Source organism: Mycolicibacterium grossiae, from assembly GCF_008329645.1.
In the GTDB taxonomy this organism is placed as follows: Bacteria; Actinomycetota; Actinomycetes; order Mycobacteriales; family Mycobacteriaceae; genus Mycobacterium; species Mycobacterium grossiae.
This window is the reverse complement of record NZ_CP043474.1, coordinates 3,177,671-3,193,489: the sequence shown is the minus strand read 5'-3', so window position 1 is coordinate 3,193,489 and position 15,819 is coordinate 3,177,671. Positions and strand designations below refer to the sequence as shown.

Annotated in this window: 15 protein-coding genes; 6 read left to right on the top strand and 9 right to left on the bottom strand. The window is 71.1% G+C overall.

The window, feature by feature from the left end:
* Positions 1–18 precede the first annotated feature (18 nt).
* Positions 19–561: an NADPH-dependent FMN reductase gene (locus FZ046_RS15330; protein WP_070353406.1), complete on the bottom strand. Its 543-nt coding sequence runs from the start codon at positions 559–561 to the stop codon at positions 19–21.
* Between the two features lie 89 nt (positions 562–650).
* On the opposite strand from FZ046_RS15330, the gene FZ046_RS15325 reads away from it, so the two are divergent.
* Genes FZ046_RS15325 through FZ046_RS15315 form a run of 3 tightly spaced genes read left to right on the top strand, consistent with a single transcriptional unit; the run spans position 651 to position 3,501 of the window.
* Positions 651–1,268, top strand: a complete 618-nt coding sequence (locus FZ046_RS15325; RefSeq protein ID WP_070353407.1) for a TetR/AcrR family transcriptional regulator — start codon at positions 651–653, stop codon at positions 1,266–1,268.
* Entirely contained in the window at positions 1,265–2,338 is a 1,074-nt protein-coding gene (locus FZ046_RS15320; RefSeq protein ID WP_070353408.1) for a DNA polymerase IV, read from the top strand. The genes FZ046_RS15325 and FZ046_RS15320 overlap by 4 nt, the downstream gene beginning before the upstream one ends.
* A gap of 11 nt (positions 2,339–2,349) precedes the next feature.
* A complete protein-coding gene (locus tag FZ046_RS15315; RefSeq protein ID WP_070353409.1) occupies positions 2,350–3,501 on the top strand; it encodes an AAA family ATPase in 1,152 nt (383 codons plus the stop codon).
* Here the strand turns inward: FZ046_RS15315 and FZ046_RS15310 are convergent.
* Together FZ046_RS15310 and FZ046_RS15305 are read right to left on the bottom strand one after the other, a co-directional pair.
* Positions 3,498–4,364: an SDR family oxidoreductase gene (locus tag FZ046_RS15310; protein ID WP_407664392.1), complete on the bottom strand. Its 867-nt coding sequence runs from the start codon at positions 4,362–4,364 to the stop codon at positions 3,498–3,500. The genes FZ046_RS15315 and FZ046_RS15310 overlap by 4 nt on opposite strands.
* Positions 4,365–4,371: 7 nt before the next feature.
* Complete coding sequence (locus FZ046_RS15305; RefSeq protein ID WP_070353411.1) at positions 4,372–5,022, bottom strand: TetR/AcrR family transcriptional regulator; 651 nt, start codon at positions 5,020–5,022, stop codon at positions 4,372–4,374.
* 115 nt (positions 5,023–5,137) lie between these two features.
* On the opposite strand from FZ046_RS15305, the gene FZ046_RS15300 reads away from it, so the two are divergent.
* Entirely contained in the window at positions 5,138–6,619 is a 1,482-nt protein-coding gene (locus FZ046_RS15300) for a cytochrome P450 (protein WP_070353412.1), read from the top strand.
* 44 nt (positions 6,620–6,663) lie between these two features.
* Here the strand turns inward: FZ046_RS15300 and FZ046_RS15295 are convergent, their stop codons facing one another.
* Positions 6,664–8,010, bottom strand: a complete 1,347-nt coding sequence (locus FZ046_RS15295) for a rhodanese-like domain-containing protein (protein ID WP_070353456.1) — start codon at positions 8,008–8,010, stop codon at positions 6,664–6,666.
* Positions 8,011–8,133: 123 nt separating this feature from the next.
* Here FZ046_RS15295 and FZ046_RS15290 point away from each other — a divergent pair, with 123 nt between their 5' ends.
* Entirely contained in the window at positions 8,134–9,450 is a 1,317-nt protein-coding gene (locus tag FZ046_RS15290) for an MFS transporter (RefSeq protein ID WP_070353413.1), read from the top strand.
* Here FZ046_RS15290 and FZ046_RS15285 read toward each other — a convergent pair.
* Positions 9,438–9,911, bottom strand: coding sequence for a 2-isopropylmalate synthase (locus FZ046_RS15285; protein ID WP_070353414.1), 474 nt, complete (start codon positions 9,909–9,911; stop codon positions 9,438–9,440). The genes FZ046_RS15290 and FZ046_RS15285 overlap by 13 nt on opposite strands.
* A 185-nt stretch (positions 9,912–10,096) precedes the next feature.
* Here FZ046_RS15285 and FZ046_RS15280 point away from each other — a divergent pair, with 185 nt between their 5' ends.
* Positions 10,097–10,852: a sulfite exporter TauE/SafE family protein gene (locus FZ046_RS15280; RefSeq protein WP_083298242.1), complete on the top strand. Its 756-nt coding sequence runs from the start codon at positions 10,097–10,099 to the stop codon at positions 10,850–10,852.
* 3 nt (positions 10,853–10,855) lie between these two features.
* Here FZ046_RS15280 and FZ046_RS15275 read toward each other — a convergent pair whose 3' ends face one another.
* The 4 genes from FZ046_RS15275 to FZ046_RS15260 form a co-directional block, all read right to left on the bottom strand.
* Positions 10,856–11,902 (bottom strand): phosphotransferase family protein, encoded by a 1,047-nt coding sequence (locus FZ046_RS15275; protein ID WP_070353415.1) that lies wholly within the window; start codon positions 11,900–11,902, stop codon positions 10,856–10,858.
* Between the two features lie 3 nt (positions 11,903–11,905).
* Entirely contained in the window at positions 11,906–13,111 is a 1,206-nt protein-coding gene (locus FZ046_RS15270; protein WP_070353416.1) for an acyl-CoA dehydrogenase family protein, read from the bottom strand.
* A 62-nt stretch (positions 13,112–13,173) separates the two neighbouring features.
* Positions 13,174–14,910 carry a ubiquinone-dependent pyruvate dehydrogenase gene (gene poxB, locus FZ046_RS15265; RefSeq protein WP_070353417.1) on the bottom strand — a complete coding sequence of 579 codons (1,737 nt, stop codon included), beginning with the start codon at positions 14,908–14,910 and terminating at the stop codon, positions 13,174–13,176.
* 76 nt (positions 14,911–14,986) lie between these two features.
* The gene (locus tag FZ046_RS15260; RefSeq protein ID WP_070353418.1) at positions 14,987–15,754 is read right to left on the bottom strand and encodes an SDR family NAD(P)-dependent oxidoreductase; all 768 of its coding nucleotides are present in this window, start codon (positions 15,752–15,754) and stop codon (positions 14,987–14,989) included.
* Positions 15,755–15,819: the final 65 nt, after the last annotated feature.

Sequence of the window (15,819 nt, the reverse complement as noted above, 5' to 3'; positions counted from 1 at the left end):
AGAGGGCCGCGAGAGGGCTCAGCCCACCTCGGCGACGAGCTTGGCGAAGACGTCGCGCAGGCTCGCAGTGACCTCGGCGTTCTCCCGCGGGTGCTTGCCGTCGAGCGTCTTCGTCGGGATCGACAGCTTGAGGTCCTCGATGACGCGGGGTCCGGCGATACCGAAGGACTTGCGAGTCTCGTCGTGCGCCCACACGCCGCCGTACTGCCCCAGCGCCGCTCCGACGACCGCGGCGGGCTTGTCCTTCAGCGCGCTGTTGCCCCACGGGCGCGAGAGCCAGTCGATGGCGTTCTTGAGCACCCCCGGGATGCTGCCGTTGTACTCGGGCGTCACTACGAGCGTGGCGTTCGCCTTGGCCGCCACGTCGCGCAGCGCCCGCACCGGCTCGGCAACGTCGTCGCCGTCGACGTCCTCGTTGTAGAAGGGCAGCTCGCCGATCCGGTCGAACAGCTCGACCCGAACCCCTTCGGGAGCCACCTCGGTGGCGAGTTCGGCCAGCTGGCGGTTGATCGACTCCTTGCGGAGGCTGCCCAGCAGAACCAGTACCAACACGTCCGACATCTCATTTCCCTTCGTCGATTCGTCCCCGATGCTTGCATAGCATAAACGGACCATGGTCCGAATTATTCCGGCTGAGCTAAAGTACGGGCATGGCCGCCGTGGACGACTCAGGGGTGCCATCCGGCCTCCGGGTCTCCCATGCCGCGCCGTCGGAACGCGGTGACGCCGCCCGCAACCGCGCCCTGCTGCTCGCCGCTGCGCGCCGGCTCATCGCCGACCGCGGCGCCGACGCCGTCACGATGGACGACGTCGCCTCCGAGGCCGGAGTCGGCAAGGGCACCCTGTTCCGGCGCTTCGGCAGCAGGGCCGGTCTGATGCTGGTGCTGCTCGACGAGGACGAGACGGTGCAGCAGAACGCCTTCATGTTCGGCCCTCCCCCACTGGGCCCGGGCGCAGCACCGGTCGAGCGGCTGCTCGCCTACGGCCGCGAGCGGCTGCGCTTCGTGTGGGAGCACCGCGCGCTGCTGTCCGACGCCGGACGCGACCCGCAGACCCGGTTCAATGCCCCGGCCATGCTGCACCGCACCCACGTGCGGATGCTGCTCGAAGCGGCACGCACCACCGGCGACCTCGACGCCCAGACCGACGCGCTGCTCGCCCTGCTCGACGCCGACTACGTCACCCACCAGGTCGACGACCTGGGCCGCGACCTCGACCGCCAGGCCGCCGCGTGGGAGGACGTCGTCGCGAAGATCTGCGGCACGTGAGCGGCTGGGTGCTGCACGTCGACCTCGACCAGTTCCTGGCGTCGGTCGAACTCCGCAGGCACCCCGAGCTGGTGGGGCTGCCGGTCATCGTCGGCGGCAACGGCGACCCGACCGAACCCCGCAAGGTCGTCACCTGCGCGTCTTATCAGGCCCGCGCCGTCGGCGTGCACGCCGGAATGCCGCTGCGCGCTGCCGCGCGCAAGTGCCCCGACGCCACCTTCCTACCGTCCGACTCGCAGGCCTACGACGCCGCGTCCGAGGAGGTGATGGGCCTGCTGCGCGACCTCGGCCACCCCGTGGAAGTGTGGGGCTGGGACGAGGCGTACGTGGGATTCCCCGATGACGACCCCGTCGTCTTCGCCGAGCGCATCCGCTCGACCGTCGCCGACGCGACCGGCCTTGCGTGCTCGGTCGGCGTGAGCGACAACAAGCAGCGCGCCAAGGTGGCGACCGGCTTCGCCAAGCCCGCGAGCGGCGGGGCCGGGGTGTTCGTCCTGACCGACGCGAACTGGATGGCGGTCATGGGCGACCGCGGCGTCGACGCGCTCTGGGGCGTCGGGCCGAAGACCGCCAAGCGCCTCGCCGGGATGGGCATCACCACCGTCGCCGACCTCGCCGCGGCCGATGCGACCGCGTTGACCGCGGCGTTCGGCCCGTCGACCGGGTTGGGCATCCTGCTGCTGGCCAAGGGCGGCGGCGACGAGACCGTCAGCGCCGCGCCGTGGGTGCCACGCTCGCGCAGCCACGTCGTCACCTTCCCGACCGATCTCACCGATCGCGCCGCGATGGACGACGCGGTGCGCGACCTCGCGGCCCGGACGCTCACCGAGGTCGTCGACCAGGGCCGCACCGTCACCCGCGTCGCGGTGACCGTGCGCACGTCGACCTTCTTCACTCGCACCAAGATCCGCAAGCTGCCCGCGCCGGGCACCGACGCCGACGTCGTCACGTCGACCGCGTTGGCCGTGCTGCACCAGTTCGACCTCGAGCGACCCGTGCGGCTGCTCGGCGTGCGCCTGGAGTTGGCGCCGCTCGACGCGCCCGCCGGATCCGTCAGTGCGGGCCGCTAGCGTTTCCGACCGTGCTGCAGACCATCGCCGTCCGGGGCTACCGCTCCCTGCGCGAGGTCGTCCTGCCGCTGAGCGGCCTGACCCTCGTCACGGGCGCCAACGGCACGGGCAAATCGTCGGTGTATCGCGCGCTGCGGCTGCTCGCCGATTGCGCCCGCAACGAGGTCATCGGCTCGCTCGCCCGCGAGGGCGGTCTGCAGTCGGTGCTGTGGGCCGGTCCCGAGGGCGTCGGCGGCGCCCGCCGGACCGGCTCGACGCAGGGCACGACCCGCACCCGGCCGGTGTCGCTCGAACTCGGATTCGCCTCCGACGACTTCGGCTACCTCATCGACCTCGGGTTGCCGGCCTACGCCGGACCGGGCTCGTTGTTCGCGCGGGACCCGGAGATCAAGCGGGAGGCGGTGTTCGCCGGCGACCGGCTGCGGCGGACCACCACGCTGGTGTCCCGCGGGCAGGACTACGCCGAGGTGGCCTCGGAGTCGGGCCGGGGCTTCGACGAGCTGACCCGCTCGCTCCCCCTGCACCGCAGCGTGCTCGCCGAGTACGGCGCGCTACCGGAGCTCGCCGCGGTACGGAACCGATTGCGCGACTGGCGATTCTACGACGGGTTCCGCGTCGACGCGGATGCGCCGGCCCGGCAGCCGCGGGTCGGGACGCGCACGCCGGTGCTCGCCGACGACGGCGCCGACCTCGCCGCGGCCGTGCAGACGATCGTCGAGGCCGGGTTCGACGACCTCGCCCGCGCCGTCGCCGACGCGTTCGACGGGGCCACGCTGTCGGTCGGCGTCACCGACGGACTGTTCGACCTTCTGCTGCATCAGCAGGGCATGCTGCGACCGTTGCGGACGGCCGAATTGTCGGACGGCACACTGCGTTTCCTGCTGTGGGGCGCCGCGCTGCTCAGCCCGTCCCCGCCGTCGCTGATGGTGCTCAACGAGCCGGAGACGTCGCTGCACCCGGACCTGCTCGCCCCGCTCGCGTCGATGATCACCGCGGCGGCGTCGGCCACCCAGGTCGTGGTGGTGACGCACTCGGCGGCCATGCGCGAGCAAATGGCGGGCCCGGGCACCTCCGAGGTCGCGCTGTACAAGGAGTGGGGCGAGACCCGGATCGCCGGTCAGACGATGCTGACCGCGCCGCCGTGGGAGTGGGGAAAGCGTTAACGCCGGCCCGCGGGCCGCAGCGCGCGCGTGAAGACGACGTTCACCACGCGCATCGCCACGCTGTAGGGCCACCAGGCGTAGCGCTTGAAGGCATACAGCGCGCGGATGTCGGGCGAGGTGTAGACGAGGTAGCGGTTGCGCCGCACGCCGGCAAGGATGCGGTCGGCGACGTGTTCCGGGGATACCGCGTGCCCGCCGAAGCGGTCGACCCACTTGGCCACCCGGGGGTCCTCGCGGTCCACCCCGGCGATCTCGACGGTCTGCACCAGCGGCGTCTTGACCGCGCCGGGCACCACCAGTGACACCCCGATGCGGTGCCGGGCGAGGTCGAAGCGCAGCACCTCACTGACGCCGCGCAGGCCGTACTTGCTGGCGCTGTAGGCGGCGTGCCAGGGCAGTGCGACCAGCCCGGCCGCCGAGGACACGTTGACCAGGTGACCGCCGCGGCGGGCAGCCACCATCGGCGGGACGAAGCACTCGATGACGTGGATGGGGCCCATGAGGTTGATCGCCACCATCGACTCCCACTGCCGGTGGGACAGCGTGCTGACCGTGCCCCACGCCGAGACGCCGGCGATGTTCATCACGACGTCCACTGCCGGTGTCGCGCCGCCGATGGCGTCGTGGACCTCCGCCGCGAATGCCGCGACGGCGTCGTGGTCGGACACGTCCAGCGCGCGGTGCGCGGTGACCGTCGCCCCGAGTGCGCGTGCGTCGGCGACCGTGTCGGCCAACCCCTCGGCGTTGCGGTCGGTGAGGAAGAGTTCGGCGCCCTCGGCGGCGAGCTTCAGCGCGGTGGCGCGCCCGATGCCGCTGGCCGCGCCGGTCAGCAGGCATCGCGTGCCGGCGAAGTCCTTGATCACCGGTCGGTCACTCCGCGCTCTCGGTGGCATCGCCGCCCCACAGGGCGTTGAGCCACAGCCGCTCGACGACGTCGATCGCGCGATCCGGATCGGTGCCGCGGCCGACGAAGCCGGTGTCGTGCGACAGCGTCATCGCGGTGGTCGCGGTCAGCATGCGCACCAGCGCGGGCAGGTCGTCGGTGATGGGCCGGGCGCCGGTGTCCTGGCGGACCAGGCCGACGATCTTGTCGATCACCGTGTCCTCGAAGTCGTTCATGATCTCGCGGATCTGCGCGTCGGTGTTCTGCGCCAGCGTGAACGCTTGCATCACCGGGTCGTTGGTGGCGAACACCGCCGCGGCGCTGCCCACCATGCGCTTGGCGAACTGCGCGGGCGTCTCCCCGTCCTCCCGCGGCGCGTAGTCGTGGGTGAGCTTCTCCAGCTCCTCCATGGCGTCGGCGACGATCACGGCGAGCACTGCGTACTTCGAGTCGAAGTAGAAGTAGAAGCCCGACCGCGCCACGCCGGCGCGTTCGCTGATCATGCTGACCGACAGGTCGGCGAACGATCGCACCTCGAGCAGCTCGCGGACCGCGGTGATGATCGCCTCGCGCTGCCGGTCGCCGCGGCTCCGACGGGCGTTCGTCGGCGCCGGTTCGGACACCGACTCGAGGCTCATGGGCATCAACCTTGGCACCCCGCCACACCAGGTTCAAACTTGACATGCGTCAAGTGGCGCGGCCAGGATGGTCCGAAGAGTGAGATCGACCACACGCATCCAGCCCAGGAGAGACATGGCGACCATCAGCACCACCGATTACCTGCTCGGTGAGGCGAAGCGACGGCTGACCCCGTCGCTGAACAACTTCCCCGGCATGGGTGCCGTCGAGAAGCGGCTGCGGCAGCGCGACTGGAAGCAGTTCGTGCTGGCCGAGCCGCCCGCGGGCAGCGACCTCGAGCCGGTCATGGGCGACTCCGGGCTCCCGGTGCTAGGCCACATGATCGAGACGTTCCGTGGCGGACCCGAGTTCGTGCTCGACGTCTACCGCAAGCACGGCCCGGTCCACTACATGCACTCCGCCGCGCTGCCGTCGGTGCTGGCGCTCGGCCCCGACGCCACCCAGACGGTGTTCTCCAACCGCAACAAGGACTACTCGCAGCAGGGCTGGCACCCGGTGATCGGCCCCTTCTTCAACCGCGGGCTCATGATGCTCGACTTCGACGAGCACATGTTCCACCGCCGGATCATGCAGGAGGCGTTCATCCGCAGCCGGCTCACCGGCTACGTCGAGCACATCGACCGGGTGGCCTCCGACGTCGTGGTCAACGAGTGGGCGGCCAACGACAACCGCTTCCTCTTCTACCCCGCGGTCAAGGAGCTGACCCTGGACATCGCCTCGGTGGTGTTCATGGGCCACGAGCACGGCGGTGACAAGGAACTGGTCACCAAGGTCAACGACGCGTTCACGATGACCACGCGCGCCGGTGGGGCGATCATCCGCACCTCGGTGCCGCCGTTCAAGTGGTGGCGCGGGCTGCAGGCGCGCAAGGTGCTCGACGACTACTTCGTCGCCCGCGTCAAGGAGAAGCGCAACTCCGAGGGCACCGACATGCTGACGGTGCTGTGCCACACCGCCGACGAGGACGGCAACACGTTCTCCGACCAGGACATCGTCAACCACATGATCTTCCTGATGATGGCGGCGCACGACACCTCGACGTCGACGCTGACCACCATGGCCTATCACCTGGCCGCCAACCAGGAGTGGCAGGACCGGGTGCGTGACGAGTCCGACCGCCTCGGTGACGGGCCGCTCGACATCGACGCACTGGAGAAGCTCGAGGCCCTCGACCTCGTCATGAACGAGTCGCTGCGGCTGGTGACGCCGCTGCCCTTCAACGTCCGCTCCACCGTCCGCGAGACCGAGCTGTGCGGCCACTACCTGCCGGCCAACACGGCCGTCGTCACCTGGCCGTCGATGAATCACCACCTGCCCGAGCTGTGGACCGATCCGGAGAAGTTCGACCCCGCGCGCTTCACCGAGCCGCGCAACGAGCACAAGCAGCACCGCTACGCGTTCGCGCCGTTCGGCGGCGGTGCGCACAAGTGCATCGGCATGGTGTTCGGCCAGCTGGAGATCAAGACGGTCATGCACCGCCTGCTGCGCAAGTACCGCCTGGAACTCGCCCGCCCCGGCTACACGGCCAGCTGGGACTACGGCGGCATGCCCATCCCGATGGACGGCATGCCGATCGTGCTGCGCCCGCTGCGGTGAGTCGCGCCGGCACGACGAGGGCCGACCGCGTCGGCTGAGCCGGGTCAGTCCGGGGCGGTCAACCCCAGGTCGACGGCCCGGTCGAAGCCGTCGTCGACCAGCACGACCCGCCGGCCCGCCCGGTGCAGCAGCGACGCCGCGACCGACGCGCGGTAGCCGCTGGCGCAGTGCACCCAGAGTTCGCCGTCGGCCACCTCGTCGAGCCGGTCGAGCAGCTCGTGCACGGGCACGTTGACCGCACCGCGCACGTGTCGATCGTCGAACTCGTCGGCCCGCCGGACGTCGACCACGGTGACCTCCGGCCGCCCCAGCGCCTCCCCTACCCCCGTGAAGTCGGCGACCGGGTAGGACGACGCGACGCCGTCGGCAGTCCACCGCGACGGGTCGGCCAGCGCGGCGCCGGTCACCTCGTCGATGCCGATGCGCACCAGTTCCCGTCGCGCAGCGGCGATCTGATCGCGGTCGTCGCCCACCAGGACCAGCGGGGTACCCCACGCATACAGCCACCCGAGGTAGGTGAGGAAGGACCCGGACAGCTCGAAGCCGATGGTGCCGCGCAGGTGGCCGGCGGCGAACGCGGTCCGGTGCCGCAGGTCCACCACCCAGTCGCCTGCGTCGATGCGGCGCCGCAGCTCCGCCGGGTCCACCAGCGCCGGCACCGACAGGTCGGGTGCGTCGGGTCCCTCGCGGTTGAGCACGCCCATGTGCGCGTAGTAGGCCGGGAATTCCGCCAGGTTCGCCAGCAGGTCCTCGACGAAGGACCGTTCATCCTGGGTCAGGGCGGGGTTGGCGTCGCGCTGCTCGCCGACGGTGGAGGCCTCGCGGCCCGCGGTGCCCGCTGCGCAGAAGCTGCCGAAGCCGTGCGTCGGGTAGAGCTGGGCGTCACCGGGCACCTCGTCGGCAAGCCGTCGCACCGACCGGTGCTGCGCGTGGGTCAGGTCGCGGGTGTGCTCGGGACCGACGAGGTCGGTACGGCCGGTGGCGTCGAACAGCATCGAGCCGCCGGAGAAGACCCCGAGTACCGCGCCGTGTCCGTCGGCCAGCACGTAGCTGGTGTGGTGCGGGGTGTGGCCCGGGGTGTGCAGGCTGCGCAACGTGAACGGTCCGGCGTCGATCACGTCGCCGTCGGTCACGCGGCGCGCCGGGTAGCCGAGGTCGTCGCCGGCCGGCACCACGTACTCGGCTCCGGTGGCACGCGCCAACGCCAGACCGCCGGTCACGTAGTCGTTGTGTACGTGGGTCTCCAGCACGTGGCTCACCCGGGCGTCGCCGACGACGTCCAGGACGCGGTCGATGTCGCGCTGCGGATCCACGACCACCGCGACACCCGCGCCGGTCACGACGTAGCTGCGGTCCCCCAGGCCCGTCGTCTCGACGACCTCGACGGCGATGTCCATGCTCACCCCCAAGAGCCTTACCCGCTGCCGTGGGTTCGGGCCAGCGCAGCGCGCAGTTGCGCTCATCACGCGCAGAACCCTTGTGCGCGCGCCGCACCTACGGCTTACTGCTCCGACGTGACGACCACCGACTCTCCGCCGGACACCGGCCCCGCGCCGACGAACCTGAGGACCCCGCTGCTGGCCAGCCTGGTCGGCACGACCATCGAGTGGTACGACTTCTTCCTCTACGCCACCGCGGCGAGCCTGGTCTTCAACCACGCCTTCTTCCCCGACCAGAGTTCACTGGTCGGGACGCTGCTGTCGTTCGCGACGTTCGCCGTCGGCTTCGTGGTGCGTCCCATCGGCGGCTTCGTCTTCGGTCACGTCGGCGACCGGATCGGCCGCAAGAAGACACTGGCCCTGACCATGCTGCTGATGGGCGGCGCCACCGCGCTCATGGGCGTGCTGCCGACCGCCGAGCAGATCGGCGTGCTGGCGCCGCTGCTGCTGCTGCTCCTGCGCATCGTGCAGGGCTTCGCGTTGGGCGGCGAGTGGGCCGGCGCGGTTCTGCTGGCCGTCGAGCACAGCCCGCCGCAGCGGCGCGGCCTGTTCGGCAGCATCCCGCAGGTCGGCCTCGCACTCGGACTGGCGCTCGGCACCGGCGTCTTCGCGCTGCTGCAGGTCGCGATGACCGAGGAGGCCTTCCAGACCTACGGCTGGCGCATCGCGTTCCTGGTCAGCATCGCGTTGGTGATCGTCGGCGTGGTGGTTCGGCTCAAGGCCACCGAGACACCCGAATTCGAGAAGGTCCGGCAGTCCGGTGACACGTCGACCGTGCCGGTGCGCGAGGTCTTCACCCCGCCGGCGCTGCGGTCCACGGTGCTCGGCATGTTGTCACGGTGGGGCGAGGGCGCGGCGTTCAACACCTGGGGCGTGTTCGCCATCTCGTACGCCACTGGCACGCTGCACCTGGCCAAGGTCCCGGTGCTGGTGGTGGTCACGATCGCCGCGCTGCTGATGGCGGTGCTGCTGCCGGTGTCGGGCCTGCTGGCCGACCGCTTCGGCCCGCAGCGGGTGTACGCCACCGGGATCGCGGCGTACGCCGTTTCGGTGTTCCCGGTCTTCGCCCTGTTCTCCACCGCGGACCTGCTCTGGTACGCCCTCGGCATGGTGCTGGTGTTCGGTGTCGTGCACGCCTGGTTCTACGGCGCGCAGGGCACGCTGTACGCCTCGCTGTTCCCGACGCGCATCCGCTACACCGGGCTCTCGACGGTGTACCAGCTCTCCGGCGTGTACGCCTCGGGGCTGACGCCACTCATCCTCACCGCGTTGATCGCGGCCGCGGGCGGCACGCCCTGGCTGGCATGCGGCTACCTCGTCCTCACCGCGACCATCAGCGTCGTCGCCACGCTGGCGCTGCGTCCATCCGACGCCGCGGGTCAGTCGGCGTAGAGCCGGTTCGCGCAGGCGATCACGGCGCGCAAGGCGGACTGCGTGCCGTCCTCGGCCAGACCCATCGCCCACCGGTCGCGGGCGCCGTCGGTGCCGTGCACGTAGGTGGCGGTGCCGCCGTCGACGTGGCGCTGGTGGAAGGTCAGCATCTCGACGGTGATCCCGTGGTCGTGCAGCATCGCGGTCAGTGCACCGATCGGCCCGCCGGCGGTGGCGGTCGCCGTGCTGATGCGGTCACCCACGGCGATGGTCGCCTGGAACGTGCGCGGCCCGGGCCAGGTGGCCGGCCGGTCGGCGTCGATGCATTCCCAGGAGCCCAGCCGCAGCGGTCCGCCGTTCGGCGCGTAGGTCGCGTGGAACGCGTCGGTGGTCATCGCCGAGGCCTCCTCGCGCAGGCCCCGGGGCAGCGACGCCGACGGGTGCGCCGCGGACGGCAGGGCGGTCAGGACGGTGGAGATCATGTGCCGGTCTTCTCTTCGAGGAGGAATCGACCGACGTCAGTAGCGACCACCCACAGCGGGGGGTCGGTCTGGATCAGACCCCGCTGCGGGTTGCTACTACGAGTCGTCTCGGCACGTCCGCGATGTTAGGCCCGCGGCGACCGGCTGTGCAAGCGACATTCCGGGCCCACTAGGGTTGGCCGCCGATGATGGGGCTCGGAGGGTGGGAGCTGGCCCTGCTGTTCCTGGCGGGCATCGGCGGCGGGCTCACCGGCAGCATCGCCGGACTGGCGTCGGTGTCGACGTATCCCGCGCTGCTCGCCGTCGGCCTACCCCCGGTGACCGCCAACGTCACCAACACCGTCGCGCTGGTGTTCAACGGCGTCGGCTCGGTGTGGGGGTCGCTGCCCGAACTGGCCGGCCAGCGGGCCACGGTGCTGCGGCTCGTTCCGCTGGCTGCCGTCGGCGGCGTCGCCGGCGCCGTGCTGCTGCTGTCCATACCGCCATCGGGTTTCGAGAACGTCGTGCCGGCGCTCCTGGCCGCCTCGGCGGTGATCATCGCGCTGCCGCGCCGCACCCGCGTCGAGGTGGCCTCCAGCCGGACGCGCGTCGCGTGGACCGGCGCCGCGGTGCTCGCGATCTGCGTGTACGGCGGCTTCTTCGGTGCGGCGGCCGGGGTCCTGCTGCTGGCGCTGCTGCTCGGCAGCGCTGCGTCGCTCCCCCGGGCCAACGCCGCCAAGAACGTCATCCTGGGCGTGTCCAACGGCGTGGCTGCCGTGGTGTTCGCCTTCTTCGCGCCGGTGCACTGGCTGGCGATGGTGCCGATGGCGCTCGGCTGCCTCCTCGGTTCCCGGCTCGGCCCCATCGTCGTGCGGCACGCACCGGCCACCGCGCTGCGCATCCTCATCGCGCTGGGCGCGCTGGCGCTCGCCATCGACCTCGGCCTCCAGACCTACCGGTAGCGGTCAGACGAAGACGTCCTCGCCGCGCGTCACCCGCACCCCGAGCCGAATCAGGTCGGTCGCCGACTGGTGCAGTCGCTCCCCGGCATCGCGGTCGGCCTGCCCGGCCAGGAAGCGCGACCACGTGCCCTCGATGACGATGCCGAGCTTGAAGCACGCCAGCGCCACATACCAGTCGAGGTGGTCGGTGCCGCGCCCACCGGCGCCGCGGTAGGCCTCGAGCAGCTCGGCGCGGGTCGCCAGGCCACCGAGTTCGGCCAGCCGGGCGCCGGCGTCGATGGTGGTGGGCTCGCCGGGCCAGCACACCAGCATCCAGCCGACGTCCAGCAGCGGATCGCCGATCGTGCACATCTCCCAGTCGACGAACGCGGCGAGTTCGGGGCGGTCGGCCGCCAGCATCACGTTGTTGAGGTGGGCGTCGCCGTGCATGATCCCCGGCGCGCCGTCCGGGGGCTGGTGCTCGCGCAGCCAGTCGGCGAGGTCCCCCACCGCCGGCAGCGCACCGGGGTCGTAGCCGTCGTGCCGGTAGCTCTCGAGCAGGCCGAGGAACTGCGGAACCTGGCGTGCGAGAAACGAACCCGGCCGACGCAGCTCGGCCAGCGGGCTGCCCTCCCACGCCACGGCGCCCAACCGGGCGAGACTCGCCGCATACGAGAGGCACACGTCGTGGCGCAGGCCGGCGTCCTCGACGTAGGCGGGCGCCACCTCGGTGCCCGGGTTGAAGCCGTCGACCTCGGCCATGAGATAGAACACGACGCCGAGCACCGAGAGGTCCTCGCAGCCGGCGATGAAGGCCGGGTGCGGGACGTCGGTGCCGGCCAGAGTGCGCAACGCGGCCATCTCACGCAGCATGGTCTTGTCGCTGGTGGGCCGGGGGTGCAGTGGCGGTCGGCGCAGCACCATCGGGGTCCCGTCGACGTGCAGGCGCACCACGATGTTCTGCGTGCCGCCGGTGAGCGGGGTGACGTCGGTGACGTCCGAGCCGAGACCCGTTGTCCGAAGCCAGTTCTCGACGGCCGACCGCTGCGCGTCGGTGAGCGTGGCCGACACCGGCTACAGGCCGAACTGGTCGTCGATGACGCCGAGCCAGATCTGGGCGGCGTCGATCGCGACCTTCTCGCTGATGAAGGCGTGCTGCGTGCCGGTGTAGACGTCGCGGAACGCGCGCTCCAGACGGCTGCCGTCGCGGATGGCGCTCGTACCGGCGGCCAGATGAGCCCACTCCGCCGCGCCGCGCGAGACGTCGGTGGCGTACACGGCGGCCGCGCGCATGTCCGCGCGCAGCACCGGGGTGAGGTCCTCACCCGAGGCGACGGCCGCCTCGGCCGCGGTGAACGCCTCGAGCACCAGGAGCCGGGCCGCGCGCCACGCCGCGAGGTGGTGGGCGTAGCCCTTCTGGAAGGTCGGCCTGCTGGCGAGCGACGCCATGTCGCTCATCCGGAACTTCGTGGCGGCCAGGTCGGCGACGTCGTCGAGCATGCTCTTCGCCACGCCGAGCGCCCAGGCGGCGTGGCCGGCGGCGGTCACCGGCATCATGCCCATCCTCGTGGCGGGCGACGTGCCGCGCAGCGGTGTGCGGGTGAACAGCGCGAAGGTCCGTTCGGCCGGCACGAAGACGTCGGTGACCGCGTAGTCGTAGGAGCCCGTGCCGCGCAGTCCCTGCACGTGCCAACCGTCGGCGAAGTCGACCTCCTCGCGCGGGATCACCGCGACCTGCATGTCGGGGATGCCCTCGCTCACCCACCGGGGCTGCCCGTCGACCATCGGCAGGAACCCCGCGGCGACGTACTGCGCGTGTCCGGTGCCCGAACCGAAGCTCCACGCGCCGGTGAGCCGGTAGCCGCCCTCGACGGCCACGCCCTGACCGTTCGGGAAGAACTGTCCCCCGAGCGTCGCCCGGTTGTCGCGCGCGGTGAACACCTCGGCGAAGCCCGCGTCGGGCAGGTACGCCGCAGCGGCGAAGGACGACGGCAGGTTCGCGATGCCGGTCCAGCCGAACGAGCCGTCCTGCCAGGCCATCTCGATCCACGTCTCGATCATCGCGGCGAAGGTCGGCTCCAGACCGCCCGCGGGCGCCGGGTTGAACGCCTGCATCAGACCGCTGGACCACATCGCCTCCACGACGGCGGGCGTCATCGTGCGCGCCCGCTCGCAGGCGGGGGCCTCGGCGCGCACCAGAGAGCGCAGACCGCGCGCCAGGGCCACCGGATCGGCACGCGGCGATTCGGACGGCACGTCAGTCCCCAGGACGTCGACCATGCCCCTCATCGTGGCGGCGATCGGCGGATCCGGGTGCCGAATCGGTGAAGTCGGCGCGGCGGTCAGTCCAACAGGCGGCGTGCGACGTTGGTGGTGACCAGATCGAGCAACTCGTCGGCGCGCCCGGCCATGATGGTGCGGATCGCGTACAGCGAGAAGCCCTTGGCCTGTTCGGCGGTGATCGCCGGCGGGATCGACAGTTCCTGGCGGGCGGTGACGACGTCCACGACGGCGGGCCCGTCGTGCGCGAGGGCCTCGGCGAGCGCTCCCTCGAGGTCGCCCGGTGCCTCCACCCGGCGGCCGAACATGCCCATCGATCGGGCGACCGCGGCGAAGTCGGGGTTCACCAGGTCGGTGCCGAAGGTGACGATGCCCGCCGCCTTCATCTCGAGTTCGACGAAGTTCAGCGACGAGTTGTTGAAGACCACCAGCGTCACCGGCAGCCGGTTCTGCAGCAGCGTGACGAGTTCGCCGAAGAGCATCGTCAGCCCGCCGTCACCGGCCAGTGCCACGACCTGCCGCCCGGGAAAGGCGGTCTGGGCGCCGATCGCGTGCGGCAATGCGCACGCCATGGTGCCGTGGTTGAACGAGCCGACGAGTCGGCGCCGGCCGTTCATGCGCAGGTAGCGCGCTGCCCACACCACCGGCGAGCCCACGTCGACGGTGAACACCGCATCGTCGGAGGCCAGCCGATCCAGCAGTCCGGCAACGTATTCCGGTCGGATGGGAGTGCGGTCGCGGTCGTTGACGGCGAGCTCGTCGAGCCGGCGGCGGGTGGTGCGGTAGTGCTTGAGCGACCGGTCGAGGTGCTCGCGGTCGGTCTTGCGGACCAGCAGCGGCTGCAGCGCTGCGAGCGTGTCGGCGACCGTGCCGAGGAGCCCCAGCTCGATCGGCGTGCGTCTGCCCAGGTGCGCGCCGCGCACGTCGACCTGGATGACGCGGGCGTGGTCGGGGAAGAACTGCTGGTAGGGAAAGTCGGTGCCGAGCATCAGCAGGACGTCGGACTCCTTGATGGCCTTGTACCCGGACGCGAATCCGAGCAGACCCGTCATGCCGACGTCGAACGGGTTGTCGTACTCGATGAACTCCTTGCCGCGCAACGCATGCACCACCGGCGCGTTGAGCGTGTCCGCCAGCGTGACGAGCGCATCGTGGGCGCCCTGCACGCCCGCGCCGCCGAGGATGGTCACGCTGCGGGCGCCGTTCAGGATGTCCGCGGCGCGCTGCAACGAGGCGTCGTCGGGCCGGATCACCGACCGGGTGGGCTCGATGGCCCGTGTCAGCCAGGGTGATTCGCCGGCGTTCGCGAGGAAGATCTCCCCCGGGATCACGACGACGGCGACGCCGCGCGACTCGATCGCCGCACGCATCGCCATCTCGAGGATGCGCGGCGCCATCTCCGGGGTGCTGACCAGTTCGCAGTAGACGCTGCACTCGCGGAACAGGTCCTGCGGGTGGGTCTCCTGGAAGTAGGCGGAGCCGATCTCGCTGCGTGGGATGTGCGCGGCGATCGCGAGCACCGGCACCCTGCTGCGCTGGGCATCGAAAAGGCCGTTGATGAGGTGCAGGTTGCCGGGTCCGCAGCTGCCCGCGCAGACCGCCAGCTGGCCGGTGAGGGCGGCGTCGGCGGCCGCGGCGAAGGCGGCGGTCTCCTCGTGCCGAACGTGCTCCCAGCTGAGGTGGTCCGAGCGGCGGATCGCGTCGGTGAACCCGTTGAGGCTGTCGCCGGGCAGTCCGTAGACCCGTCGCACTCCGCTGCGGGACAGGGCCCCGATGATCTGGCTGGCGACGGTTGCCACTCGCGGACCCCTTCAGTCGTGATTTCGGCGCGCTTTCCGCGCGTGAGCGACGGAAAGCGCGCCGAAATCACTCTACTTACTTCGGGGCGAACCGCTGGCCGGCGTCGAGGCGCAGGCACTGGCCGTTGAGCATGGGGTTCTCGACGATCGCCAGGGCGAGCTTCGCGTACTCCTCCGGCTTGCCGAGGCGCTTGGGGAACGCCGCGTCCTTGGTGAGCGCCTTGGCGAACTCGTCGGGGATGCCCTCGGTGAGGCCGGTCGCGAACAGGCTCGGCGCGATGGCGGTGACGCGGATGCCCAGGCTGCCCAGGTCGCGGGCCATGGTGAGGCACATGCCGGCGATCGCGGCCTTCGACGCGGTGTAGGCGACCTGTCCGATCTGGCCCTCGAAGGCGGCGATCGAGGCGGTGTTGATGATGACGCCGCGCTCCTCGGCGTCGTCGTCGACCGGTTCCTGCCGGCTCATCTGCCACGCCGCCAGCCTGCTGATGTTGAAGGTGGCGATCAGGTTGAGGTCGACCGTGGACCGGAACGTCTCGAGGCTGTGCGGCCCGTCCTTGGTGATGGTCCGCTCGCCGATGCCGCCGCCGGCGGTGGTCACGATGACGTGCAGCCCGCCGAGTGCGGTGACCGCGTCGGCGAGGACGGTCTCGGTTCCGCCGAAGTCGGTGACGTCCACCTCGTGGAAGTCGGCGCCGATCTCGGCGGCGACGTCCTTGCCCTTGGACTGCGGCCGGTCCAGGATGGCGACGCTCGCGCCGCGCTGGGCGAGCGCGGCCGCGGTGGCCTTGCCGAAACCCGATGCGCCACCGACGACGATCGCCTTCTTCCCCGAGATCTCCATGTACGTCCCTTCCGCTGATGCGTTGCAAATCGAGGTGGAACTGTAAAGCAGCTGGCGGACGTCAC